General features: G+C 40.3%; 9 protein-coding genes. All 9 read right to left on the reverse strand.

Annotation, left to right across the window (positions count from 1 at the left end; genetic code table 11):
• Nucleotides 1-1,142: ABC transporter ATP-binding protein (locus ACRC32_RS29540; protein WP_438557325.1), on the reverse strand; the 1,142-nt coding region annotated here is incomplete at its 3' end.
• Nucleotides 1,143-1,156: 14 nt separating this feature from the next.
• Nucleotides 1,157-1,987, reverse strand: coding sequence for an ABC transporter permease (locus ACRC32_RS29545; RefSeq protein ID WP_438557326.1), 831 nt, complete (start codon nucleotides 1,985-1,987; stop codon nucleotides 1,157-1,159).
• A 177-nt stretch (nucleotides 1,988-2,164) separates the two neighbouring features.
• On the reverse strand, nucleotides 2,165-3,994 hold the full coding sequence (locus ACRC32_RS29550) for a glycosyltransferase (protein ID WP_438557327.1): 1,830 nt from the start codon (nucleotides 3,992-3,994) through the stop codon (nucleotides 2,165-2,167).
• 45 nt (nucleotides 3,995-4,039) lie between these two features.
• Complete coding sequence (locus ACRC32_RS29555) at nucleotides 4,040-5,914, reverse strand: glycosyltransferase (RefSeq protein WP_438557328.1); 1,875 nt, start codon at nucleotides 5,912-5,914, stop codon at nucleotides 4,040-4,042.
• Between the two features lie 96 nt (nucleotides 5,915-6,010).
• On the reverse strand, nucleotides 6,011-7,147 hold the full coding sequence (glf, locus tag ACRC32_RS29560; RefSeq protein ID WP_438557329.1) for a UDP-galactopyranose mutase: 1,137 nt from the start codon (nucleotides 7,145-7,147) through the stop codon (nucleotides 6,011-6,013).
• Between the two features lie 463 nt (nucleotides 7,148-7,610).
• Entirely contained in the window at nucleotides 7,611-9,893 is a 2,283-nt protein-coding gene (locus ACRC32_RS29565; protein WP_438557330.1) for an NACHT domain-containing protein, read from the reverse strand.
• Between the two features lie 86 nt (nucleotides 9,894-9,979).
• Nucleotides 9,980-11,374, reverse strand: coding sequence for an alkaline phosphatase family protein (locus ACRC32_RS29570; RefSeq protein WP_438557331.1), 1,395 nt, complete (start codon nucleotides 11,372-11,374; stop codon nucleotides 9,980-9,982).
• Nucleotides 11,375-11,380: 6 nt separating this feature from the next.
• A complete protein-coding gene (locus ACRC32_RS29575) occupies nucleotides 11,381-11,995 on the reverse strand; it encodes a glutathione S-transferase family protein (protein ID WP_438557332.1) in 615 nt (204 codons plus the stop codon).
• 48 nt (nucleotides 11,996-12,043) lie between these two features.
• Complete coding sequence (gene eboE, locus ACRC32_RS29580; protein WP_438557333.1) at nucleotides 12,044-13,297, reverse strand: metabolite traffic protein EboE; 1,254 nt, start codon at nucleotides 13,295-13,297, stop codon at nucleotides 12,044-12,046.
• Nucleotides 13,298-13,394: the final 97 nt, after the last annotated feature.

Consider the following 13,394-nt stretch of genomic DNA (forward strand, 5'->3'; position numbering starts at 1 on the left):
ACTTCTCTATCGGCATGAGCTAGATGTAATGTTACCCGATACATACCTTGAACTAAAGGAAAATTCTTGACGCGACATAAAATATAACCTCGGTCGGAATTAAGTGTGAGGTTATGATTTGTAAAAGTACTTTTTAATAAAATGACTCTGACTCCACGCTCGTCAATCAAATCGACACAAACAACGACGTTATTCAAACGCTCTCCCGTATTATTTGAATAGCCAATTGCAAAATCATAGTTTTTTCCCGATTGTAATGCTGGTTCTTCTTCGCCTTGTTCGTTTAAAAGCTTGAAACTAGAAACTCTTATTCTCCCCGACCCACTCCGATCTCTTCTTTGACTTAAGGGAAGTTCTTTAGCTGTACCGTAAGCTTTTTCTAGGTAAGCTCTGACAACTTCTTCAGAACTAGCATTTAAACTGACAATACCAGATTCAAGTAAAACACCTCGATTGCAGAGAGATTCTACCGTACTCATGCTATGACTGACGAATAAAATTGTCCGTCCCTCTCTGGCAACATCTCCCATTTTTCCCAAGCATTTTTTCTGAAATTGCACGTCACCGACTGCAAGTACTTCATCCACAATTAAAATTTCTGGTTCTAGATGAGCCGCAACCGCAAAAGCCAGCCGCACGTACATTCCAGAAGAATAGTATTTAACTGGAGTATCTAAAAATTTCTCGACTTCAGCAAAAGCAACAATTTCATCAAATTTCTGTTTAATTTCAACTCGACTCATGCCTAAAATAGAGCCGTTGAGGAAAATATTTTCTCGACCTGTAAGTTCATGATGAAATCCCGTTCCTACTTCCAAAAGACTCGCGACTCTACCTTGAATCCAAATCTCTCCTTTTGTAGGTTCGGTAATGCGACTCAACAGCTTCAGTAATGTAGATTTTCCCGCGCCGTTGCGACCGACAATTCCTAAAACGTCGCCTTGTTTTACTTCAAAAGAAACACTTTTTAAAGCCCAAAATTCTTCTTTAGCTAAACTATTAGCTGTAGATTTTGCCAAAAATTTATGTTTGATAGATTTGGCAGTACTAGCGATCGCATCCCGCAAAGTTGAGTTTGGCTGCTGATGGCTGATGAAATATTTCTTGCCTAAATCTTCTACCCGTAATACAATATCAGACACGCTCTCAATCCCCACTAAATAACATCTGCGAAAGTACGTTCGGTTTTCCGAAAGTACCAAATGCCACTGGCTAAAAGTACAGCAACTAATAATGTAGATAGAAGAAATCCAGGTAAATAAATGGTTGATGCGCCGCTTAACGTTGCCCAACGAAAGCCATCAATCACCCCTACCATTGGATTTAACGAGTATAGCAAGCGCCATTTTTGGGGGATAATGCTACTACTGTAAGCAACTGGCGAAATATAGAAACCAAACTGAACGATAAACGGTACGATGTGCCGGAAATCTCGGTATCTCACGTTTAACGCTGCTAACCACAATCCACCACCAATAGCAGCGGCAATCGCGATCGCCGTAAAAAATGGTAGCGTTAAAATTCGCCAATCTGGGACAAAATTGTACCAAATCATCAACGCTAATAGTAGCATCCCAGAAATTAATAAATCTACGAAACTTACAATCACAGAACTAGCAGGAACGATCGCCCGAGGAAAATAAATTTTAGAGACTAAATTAGCATTATTAATTAAACTGAGGCTAGACTCTGATAAAGAGTTAGCAAAAAACTGCCAAGGTAGCATGGCAGCAAATACAAGAAGTGGATATGGTACGCCGCCAGAAGGTAGTTTTGCTAAGTTTCCAAAAACAAATGTAGAAATTAACATTGCTAAGAATGGTCGAATTAACGCCCAAATAATGCCAATCGCTGTTTGTTTATAACGGACTAAAATATCCCGCCAAGCTAAGAAGTAAAACAACTCGCGATAGCGCCATAAATCTTGCCAATATAATGCCTCCGTGCGTCCTGCTTTAATTGTTAATTCTTGCGGTTTCGTCTGCATAGCATCTTTGTCTAAATAAATTGAGTGCGGTGCAGCATTGCTCACTGCCGTCAAACGGCAGTGAAGCTTGCACGCATCTTGTTATCCTGTCTAAGTATAGTAAGGTTAGTCGCGTAATCTGTTGAAGACCTGCTCAATTTATTAATACACAACCCCATACTGTCGCTTCTTCGTTTCCTATTTTAGTTCTTCAAGCTTGAGATATTGTTGCCAAAAACTCATGGAAGTCAATTCAGGTGCAGCAGTTTTCCATTCACTCACAATCGCCGACCATTTTCTCGTACTTATAATGACAATCTTAAGCCAGCGTATTATTAAGTTAATTCCAATTGACTTATCTAATTCGTTTTGTAATAAACAACTATTTTCTTCTCGATAAATGGTCACTTTCTTTTTCCTAAAAACGCGACTAATCGTCCCAGCATGAGCGCTGTTTTGCCAAAGCATGACTTCGCCATCGCTTTTGATAAAGTTCGGGAGCAAATGACCATTAATAGTCAATAAACTCGCTAATTTCTGCCAAATTTTAGCTTTCGTTCTAGGCGGACTAAGCTGAGTATCCAGATAATAGTTTGGCTGTAAAGTTTGAGTCTTGTAACTTTTGCTCAATTGAACTATTTCTTGATGTAATTTTTCTGGAGAGTTCTTTTTGAGAAGATTTGGTCCTTGTAGATAATCTTCAAAAGCTCTGACTAACATTTCGGCATAATTGTATTCAAATATCAACAGCGCGTAAATTAAATCTTTAGTAAATTTAAATAGCGTGTTCGTATACTTTATAGTTCCATAAATAGTGCGAGCAATGAGATTATTGCGAGTGTAGTAATAACCATCCCATACGATAACTTTGCTATAAAATGGTTCGTGCCAAACAGCAATAGATGGAAATGCTACAATCTGCTTACCCAGTCGCCTTTTTATCCTGAGACCGAATTCCATGTCATCTATCTTAATAAAGAAAGGTAGGAGAAATCCGATTTCCTTAACAAATTGACTGGGGACAGCGAAAAACCAAAAACCACCGTAGTCTATATCATCTTCTGATAAGAGTAAGTTCAGAGAATCAGTTTTTTGTAGTTCGAGATTGTGCTTAAGAGGAGCAACGCGAAACGGTGCTTTCTTAAAGCTCTGCGGGTCTTTATCGTATGCGGCTCCAGCCTCATATAAAATATGTTTTTTAGATAAATCTAGCATACTACCAGCAACAGCAAAATCTTCTTTAGCGTATTCGTAAATGCCAAATAAACGATAGATTGCCTCTGTATCTAGTAAGATATCGTCGTCCATTAATAAAAGATGAGTGTAGCAGTCGGATTGTAAAGCTGTTACCATTCCTTTTGTAAAACCACCACTCCCTCCCAAATTTTCATTTGGAATTAACTGAAGTTTAGTATTGGGAAAGTCATCTTGACTTAAGGTTTGACCGTTATCAACTACAAATACTTGCCAAGATTTAGGCGCTAATAAAGAATCTTGAAAAATTGTCTTGACTGTATTTTTGATATATGCTTCTTTTTGAAAAGTACAACTAATAATTGCGAGCGAGATATTTCTCACAGGTTGTTCTTCAGTGACGATCGCTCCCTCTACAAATATGCCGCGATCGCTCAAGCACTGAATTTCTAAATAAATTCTGCCTTGAGGTGTATGACTTTGCTGGAGAGCAGGTAAAGCAATTTTAATGCCATCTGTTATTTGGCACTGTTTGAATGTCTCTTGTCCGAGTAATTCTCGCTCTCGTTCGTACCCTTCTCTATAGACTGAAACTTGAAAATCACCGTTGAGTCTCAACAAATAGTAAAGAGAATTTAGAGTTGTATATTTGGCATAATAGCTTTCATAAAAAGAGTTGAAATAAGAATTAGTTGAAACAATCTCATTTTGCGCCAGAGCGATCTTTCCTGTCTCGCAGTCTACGTCAATATCTCCACTTTTACTGCTGGCAAAGTATAAGTTGAAAGTGTCCTCCGTTTTCGGAAAATTAATGCGATTTACTACGTAGTACATACATCCTCTATCGACATAGAAATTTCTCTTGCGCTCAAATGAATGTTAAACTACTAAATCCTGATGCTCAGATTTTTCTAAGCCCGATTTTTCTAACTTGAGATATCGCCGCCAGAATTGCAAAGAGGTCAGTTCTCTTCTTGCCTGCTGCCACTCGCTCGTTACCTTCGACCATTCAATTCGACTTTTCACTGCAATTGCAATCCATCGAATTAGTAACTTGATTCCCATCGATTTGTCAAGCTCATTTCGGTATAAACATTGACCTCCTTCTTTAAAGATGAGAATTCTTTTCTTTCTAAAGGCTCGCGATCGCCGATCTGCATGTTCGGCTGTTTGCCATAGTAATACATCTTTGTCTTGTGTAAAAATGTTGGGGAGAAAATGACCGTTAAGAGTTAATAAACTGACAAGCTTCTCCAGGAAATTAGCCGTCGCTCTTTGTTCGTAGGAGCGATGGGATGGTAAGTTATGATATTGGATATGTTGAGTTTGACAAAGAGAATCGAGTTTCACAATTTGACTATGCCACTGTTCGGGATCGGCGTGCTGAAGAATTTTTGCTCCTTGCAGATAATCTTCAAAAGCATGAATAAGCATTTGAGCATTTTTATAGTCAAAAACTAATAAACTGGAAACAATAGCTTTAGTAAAATATGCGATCGCGTCTGCATACCTTAAAGTTCCGTGCATGGCTTGAACGATCAAGTCGTTCCGGTAATAGTAATAGTTCCAAATCGAAGATTTCGCGAAAAAAGGTTCGTGCCATACCGCAATTCCAGGAAAAGTGATTAGCGTATCGTTGCCAAACTTCTCGCAAATTCTCAAACAAAATTCAGTGTCATCTACTTTCAGGAATAGAGGTAGGAGTAAACCGATTGATTCAAAAATTTTTCTCGGCACGCTCAAAAAGTAAAAGCCTGCCGAATCTATCGGTTCTGTTTCGACGAGTCGATTTAGATTGCTGACGTTTTGCAAGTCGAGATGATGATGTAATCTGACTATATTAAATGTTTGAAACTCTCTATTATGCAGTGCTTTATTATACAAAGCGCCTGCTTCATATAATTGATGCTTCTGAGATAAATCGAGCATACTACCAGCTATAACCAGATCGCTTCTGGCATATTCGTTTAAGGTAATAACTCGATAAATAGCTTCGCTTTCTAGCTCAATATCATCATCTAACAACAAAATATGGGAACTGCGATTGCTACTCAAGGCTTCGACGATCCCTCTTGTAAATCCACCACTCCCACCAACGTTTCTATGACTAATTAATTTCGTTCTGCGATCGCTAAATTCCGAGCAACTTAGAGTTCCAGCATTATCTACAATTAAGATTTCTATCGATTTGCTCTGTAATAATTTATCCTGTAAAATAGCTTTGATGGTTCGTTTAATAAAAGCCTCTTTTTGAAAAGTACAAGCAACAACTGCTAACGAGACTTCGCGTTCTGGTAACTGTGAAGTTGCGAGAAAACTTTCTCGGAATTTTCCGATCTGACTCAAGCATTCTAATTCAAAATAGATTCTCCCTGTCTCGGCTTGTCTTTGTTGTAGCCCAGGTAGCTCAACCTCAATCGCCTTGCCGATCTTGCAGTTGAGAAATTTTTCTCGACTTAGTAATTGACGAGAATTTGTTTCAGACACCCTACTAGATATTTCTCGATAAACTGAAACTTGAAAATCTCCTTCTAGGTTCAGCAAGTAAAAAAGTCGATCTAAACTCGTGTACTTGGTGTAAAATGTTTCGTATAAAGAATTGAAGTATGAATTAGTAGAAATAAATCCTTGTAGAGCAAACACCACTTCTGGAGTCTCTGCACTATAGTCGATCGCTGCTTTGTCATTGCATTGTAGATATAATTTTGCAACTTCTGCTGATTTTGGTAGTTTTATTCTACCTACTATATGCATGGAATCTCCTACTTAGATTTGATTCACGTACTTCAACTCTTGTGGAGCTAGGGGAGCATTAAGTTTTTGAATGCTGAATTCTCCCCACACGCCTTTTTAAACGCGCGCTAATTCTCGATTCGCTTTTTCTGACGTATCGTCGCCAGCTTCCACGATTTTCTTATAGACCATCAGCGCTTGAGCCACTACTTGATCCATGTTGTAGTACTTATAAGTTGCTAGCCGTCCCACAAAATGCACTTCTGGTGTCGCATCGGCTAACGCCTTGTATTTTTTGTAAAGTTCGGCATTTTCCGGTCTCGGTACAGGGTAGTAAGGATCGCCCTGGGCGCGAGGAAACTCGTAAACGATACCTGTTTTTGGATGTTCTTGCCCGGTGAGGTACTTGAACTCTGTAACGCGAGTATACAGGTGTTCGTTAGGGTAGTTCACGACGGCAACTGGCTGATGCACGGGCGTATTGATAGTTTCGTGCTTGAACTCCAAAGAACGGTATGGTAACTTGCCGTAGCGATAATTGAAGAACAAGTCAATGGGACCTGTATAGATCATCTTGCCAAACGGTATGACCTCCAGAATTTCCCTATAGTCAGCGTTCAGCATGACCTTAATGTTGGGATGAGATAGCATCTTCTCAAACATACGGGTAAAGCCGTGTAGTGGCATGGCTTGATAAGTATCTGTAAAATACCGGTTATCGCGGTTCGTGCGCGTCGCCACCCGGGAAGTCACCGACTTATCCAGTTCAGATGGGTCCATATCCCATTGCTTGCGCGTGTAGTTGCGGAAGAACTTTTCGTAGAGTTCTCGACCGACCTTATTAACTACAACATCTTCAGAAGTGCGAATGTATTCTTTGGGTTCTGCTACCGAGGCAAAGAAATCTTCGAGTTGAAAAGAGGTGAGACTCAATCCATACAGCCGATTGACCGTATCGAGGTTAATTGGAATTGGGACTAATTGACCGTCTACGCTAGCAAGTACGCGATGTTCGTAAGACCGCCACTGGGTAAATTGCGAGAGATACTCGAAAACGTCCCGAGAGTTTGTGTGGAAAATGTGGGGACCGTATTTGTGAATCAAAATACCATCATCATTGAAGCAATCGTAAGCATTGCCACCTATATGCGATCGCGTATCGATTATCAGAATTTTTTTGCCTAACTGACTCGCCAGTCGTTCTGCTAAGACACTACCTGCGAACCCCGCTCCCACAATTAGGTAATCAAACATGACGATCGATAGCTCCTTTTAATTTCTCATTTTCTGTAGAATTCGATAGTAAATATCTCAAATATTTGAAATATTTTTGCTGCTCGTAATAATTGCTAAATTTATTGATTCAGCAGCACTAAAAAAGCACTTTTGTTAACCAGTCTCACCTTAGTAGCTACCTCTCACGCCCTTCTATCATAATTCTATTTGCTATTTGCGATCGCACATATTCAGTAGGCTATATAGTTTTCCGACAAGCTCACTTCTATCGAAAGGGTGAGATTCGCAATATTTTGAAGTATATTAAATTACGATAGAATCAAATCTATTTTTTGTTTACTATTTACCAATATAATTGATGAAATGGTAGTTCTATACTCCAAATCGTATAGCGATCGCGATCGCTCAACTCTAGGTTTGGTAATCAATTATACAATCCCTAATTCGGCGCGAAGGTACAAAAGTACCTAGCCTTAATATCCTACTCACTAGTTTCAATGAATGGTAATAACAGCGTATGTTCGATTTTTTCTCGAACTTCACAACTAACAAATAAACTAGTAGTTAAACATTTTGCCAATAATAAATTGGCATCATAATATTGTTTCAATATTTGTTTCTGTTGCTGGCTGAACTGCCAATTATGCCCAATATTGCGCTTTAACAGGACTCGTTGTTTTAATTGCTCCGTCCAAGCTTTACCATTAACTTGCCACCACTGCTGAAACTGTTGTTTGTTTCGCCCTAAGTTAGATAACTGCTGTTTCATTTTTTGCAACTCTCGTGCTAGCTCTGGTTCGCTATTACGAGCGCGAAATATTGCCCGGTTTAATACTCTTTCAATCATGCGTTCTGGATCGGAAACGCGATTTATAGATTCAGGCAAAAGCAGAGTGCGATCGAGAGCAAGATCGAGAGCAAGACTAGGTTCAAGAGTGCGATTAAAGTTAACTTCTAAAGTTCTAGAAATCTCAAAAGTACTACCAAAAAGAGATAAGATATGAGCGAGCGCTAAATCGTAATAAAAAGCTTTAACTGTAGCAGATTTATTATTAACAGATGCAGCAGCGGCTTTGCAATTCACCCACTGTAAAAATCTTTGCAAGCTTGGGTCTAATATTAAATTGTCAGTTTTTTGCTTCATCATCAATAGGAAATAGTCAGCATTTTTCAGCATTCCTACAGTTAATAAAGCAACCTCTCGCCATCTTTTATCTGTAACTAGGCGATCGCTCAGTCGTTCTAACGTTAAATTTAACGTTTGAGGCGGAGAGTGAGCAATTTTTCTAGCTGTAAAGTACTCTTGAAAAGTTAAATGAGAAAATGAATAAATGCCTCGCGCTCGTTCTACCAATAATCCATGTTGGGCTTCAATCGACTGGAGTATTGCTGTACTATCGCACAAATCTATTTTTTCTCCCTGCAAGACGGATTCTACATAGTTAATGATATACTGCTCTAGTTCTTGCTGTTTTAAAAAGTATTCACCTTTTACAAAAGAGGTAAATGCGATGTGACTGAGTAATTCTTCTTTATGTTGTGCTGATAGATTTTGATAAATTTGTTTCCGTTCAATGTTGCGTTTAGCATCCCACTTTCTTAAAAGGAGATCGACCCCTTCTCGATAAATTTCTAATCGACTAGCAGGAAGATTAGTTTCTTCAAATATTGAGCATAGTAGTGTCAGTAGTAAGGGATTATTTGCTAATTCTCGAATTGATGTATTACACTTTAGTGTTTGTAAGAATTTGGGTATTTTATCTGGTTTTTGAGCAAACCATTTGCTAACAAATTCAGCAATATTATTATCGTCAAAGTCTCTCAACTCTACTTCTACAAATTCTTCAATAGTAAACTCTTGAGCTGCTGTCCGGCAAGTAATTATAAAGCGATTACGGTCGAACTGATTGTAAAAGCTATTAATTGCAATTAAACCTCTTTCGCTATCTATATCTCTAACTTCGTCAAGTCCATCTAATAAAACCAACATCCTTCCTTGTACTAGCAAATCTTTAGTAGTATTTGGTTCGACTCCATAATTATCAAAAACCGTTGAAATCCACTCTAACAGCGTTGGGTGATGTTCTAATTCGGTAAAAACTTTTAAGCTAATAAAGATTGGGATCAGATCCTCAAATAATCGTCCTTGAATACACTGAGTTGCGATATATTTTAAAAAGGTGGTTTTGCCAGAACCAGGGTTGCCCAAAATTATCAATTTGGGATATTTTTCAATTGCTTTTATGCCTGGGATTGGCTGGGAAATATCGGGGTAAAAATGCGAACGTTTCGAATGGCAATCGAGACGAACACTCAGTAAATCGTTGATGCTTAAGCGTTGGTTTCTACCAATCTTCTCTAAAACATTTACCTTGGTAAAAATATCATTTAGTTTAGTAGGTTGAGACATATTCAGGATGCGCACGATACCGCACTTCGACTCAATATAGGTGCGTGTTTTTTGCCTAACATCTTTTACAAGCGTCTCAACATCATCTTTTGAGGTAACAATCAACTCCTCTAAACTAAATTCATCATCTGGCATTTCCGCGATCGCTTGCCAAGGTAATTGTAACTTCTGACAAATTTTGTGAAAGTTTTCCCGTCCAATCGGTTTACCAACGAAAAATTTTTGTACCGTAGCGCGAGAGATTTCCAATTCATCAGCAAGAGAAAGTTTAGACTCAAAATTGAGCAGTGATTGGTTAGCGCGACTAATACCGATAGTAGATGCTTTGAGCGATCGCCCAGCCCTTTTTCCCATTGCAAAAACCCTTTTTCAGTTATCAGCTATCAGTTGTCAGTTATCAGTTACCAGGGAACGGGGAACAGTTGTCAGCTAATTCTGACTTACGACTTACGACTTACGACTTCTTCAAGATGCTGAAGTATTGACCAAAAGACTTCTCTTGGTTCGAGTACTTCGCGATCTTTTAGCAAGTCAGATTGTTGTGTAATCAAAAGTGGACCTTCGCTCAACCCTGTATAATTACCATGACAACCACCAACAAGCGATCCATCTAAAGGAATAACATTCATGAGGTAGCGGAAACCTAACTGCTTTTTGAGTAGAGTTAAGCCTAATTTCGCTCGGGGAAACTTGAGCTGAGGATCGAGAAACAGTTCGACAGGATCGTAACCGGGTTTGCGGTGAATATCTACTGTTCTAGCAAAATCGGGAGCGCGGCTATCGTCCAGCCAGTAATAATAGGTAAACCAAGCCTTTGAGTTAGCGATCGCAATGAGTTCTCCCGATCGCGGATGATCGAGATGGTAAGCTGGTTTATCTGCCTCATCTAAAACTCGCTCGACACCCTCCGTTGCTTCTAGTATGTCGCGTACCTTGGGGATGTAGGCTGGATCGTTAACATAAACATGGGCAATTTGATGGTCGGCAACTGCAAAGGCTATACTTGCACCAGCATCCAGTAATTCCCGCCCTAATTCTTCTCGTACTGCTAATAAACCATTTTCCCGCAAAGCTCGATTTAAGTGGACGGGTTGAGACACGGATGTAATCCCGTACTCGGACACAACCATGACTTGAGTGCCGCGCGCTTCGTAGAATTGAATCAAATCGCAACAAACGGCATCAATTTCTTGTAAATCTTTTGCTATCAAACTTGCATCTTCCCCACCGTACTTTTGCAAGCAATAATCTAAATGAGGCAAATAAACCAGCGATAGTGTGGGGCTGTAGCGATCTTCCACCCATTTAGCTGAATTAGCAATCCATTGGGTAGAAGCTATCGAGGTGTTAGGACCCCAAAAATTAAATAAGGGAAATTGACCTAATTCAGTTTGAAGCTGCGATCGCAAGTTGGCTGGCTGGGTGTAAATATCGGGAATTTTTCGACCATCAGCCGGATACATCGGTCGTGGCGTAACGGCATAATCAACCGTAGAGTACATATTGTACCACCAGAACAAATTCGCACAGGTAAATGTAGGATCGTACGATCGCGCCACCTCCCAAATTTTGGGAGCCTGAATTAATTTGTTAGACTGTCGCCAAAACTTAATTTCGCACTCGTCCCGAAAATACCAACCATTACCAACAATTCCATGTTCGTTAGGATATTTCCCTGTCAAATAAGTCGCCTGTACCGAACAAGTAACCCCAGGTAACATCGATTTAACTGGTACGACTTGTCCTCGCGCCGCCCAGTTGGATAAAAACGGCGTATGCTGTCCTAAGAGGCTGGATGTTAAGCCGACGACGTTGAGTACGACAGTCTTTTTCATAAGCGATTAGCCTTTATATCGCGATCCAATACTTTTTTGAAATCCTGTTCGTGCAGTCAACCGTTGCACGTAGTCCAAAACAGCAGGATATAAATTGAGATCTACCTTGGTCATTGTTTGCTTGATGTCGTTTACCACATCTGGATAAGCACTGACATCCATTCGCATCATAATAGGAATATAAGCCAAGAGCGAACCTACTGCTACATCTGCTACAGTAAAGCGATCGCCTGTTAAAAAAGGTTGTTGCTGCAAAATTTGATGAATTGCTGTTAATAATTCTGGTACTTCGTGGAGATTTTCTTTGACGAAAATTGCTGAAGAAAGCGTAGAGTTACCGAATAAAACCCATTGATTTAAGAGCGCTCGCCGTTCAAAAGCGATCGGATCGCCATACTTTTCGGCAAGATACAACAATATCGCCCCAGATTCCCAGAGTTGAAAATCTCCATCTGCGATCGCTGGTAATCTTCCCATCGGATTGATAGCCAGAAACTCAGGCTGTTTGTGATCTTGAGCCTGCATATCTAACTGTACGTATTCATAAGGAAGCTGCAATTCTTCTAAATACCATTGCACGATTGAAGCACGGCTGAGAACGCCACCGTAGAGTTTTAGCATAATTGGTCATTGGTCAAGAGTCATTGGTCAAGAGTCACTGGTCACTGGTCACTGGTCGCTGGTCACTGGTCGCTGGTCACTGATTACTGCTCCCTGCTCCCTAACAACTGATTCATATTCGCGTTGGATGGAGCTGACTAAATCTAGCTTCATGTCTTCTGGAAGAACATCCCAGGTGTAGGTTTCAATTTCTAAACAGCTGCAAATGCGATCGCGTTGCAATAGTTCGAGTACGGTTTTAATGTGGTCTTGGGTAGACTGCAAAAATTGATAGTCGCGAATAAAAATCGGGACGTGAAAGTGAATTCGCAATTCGCAAGCTGGGATCTGCTCTAAATCCGGTAAGGCAGTGACTAAATCGGAATACCGATAGAGTTTACCATTGCGATCGCGGGCGATCGCTTGATGGAGATAGGTCGATTCCGCAAACGGACGCAACCGTTCTACAACCTGGCGGCGCTGTTCGGCTGATTCGGGAACAATTAGCTTTAAGGCAGAACTGAGTTGAATCTTACCAATTTGAATTCCTGCGGCACGAAATCTTTGAAATACAGTCGCAGGTTCTTCATATTCCACAGCAAAATGGCAAGTATCGTAACACACTCTGACATGTTCTAGTAAGCGTGTTTCGGCTGCAGCTAGAGAAATTCCCAGATGCTTTGCTAAATATCTTCCCCCTACAGGCAGAAGTTGTGTCTGAAAATAATCGATGACTTCGGCAGAATTTTCAATTAATCCATCCGGTTCTGGTTCTAGATCGAGATGCAGCAATTTACCCGTCTCGGCACGGATACGTACCATTTCTGCAACAACTTGCGCAATGTGAATGCTGGCAATACTGTAAACAAATGCGCGAGTCGTTGAATTTTCTTCAAACCAGGGTTTATACGATAGCGGCAATGTGGAGATACCACCATCTATCCTATCTGGCAACAACTCCGCCAGAATTCTTGTCAGTCGCAACGTATAATTCAACCGCTCTAACATAGACCAATCGGGAGCATAAACCCGATCTTTCACCACTTGATGATGAAATCCGCCATAGGGAAAGCCGTTCAAGGTAAAAACATATAAATTGCGATCGCGCAGCCACGATCGCAACTCAATCAGATTATTTTCTGTTGACAATTCTCTAGCCGCCACATCTGCCAAACGCAACCCAATCCCGAATGGTTTTTTGGGAGCTAGCCGTTGCTTCAATGCGGGAATGTACTGTTGGAGGTTATCAAAAACTTGGCTCCACCCCTCCCCAGGATGAATATTAGTGCAATAGGTTAAATGTAAATTAGTATCAATTTTCATTGTCAGTTATCAGTAGAGAGTGGCTAGTAGTAAATAGGGTGTGGGGTGTGGGGTGTGGGGTGTGGGGTGTGGGGTGTGGGGTGTGGGGTGTGGGGTG

Source organism: Chroococcidiopsis sp. (assembly GCF_051657925.1).
Classification (GTDB): Bacteria; Cyanobacteriota; Cyanobacteriia; order Cyanobacteriales; family Chroococcidiopsidaceae; genus Chroococcidiopsis.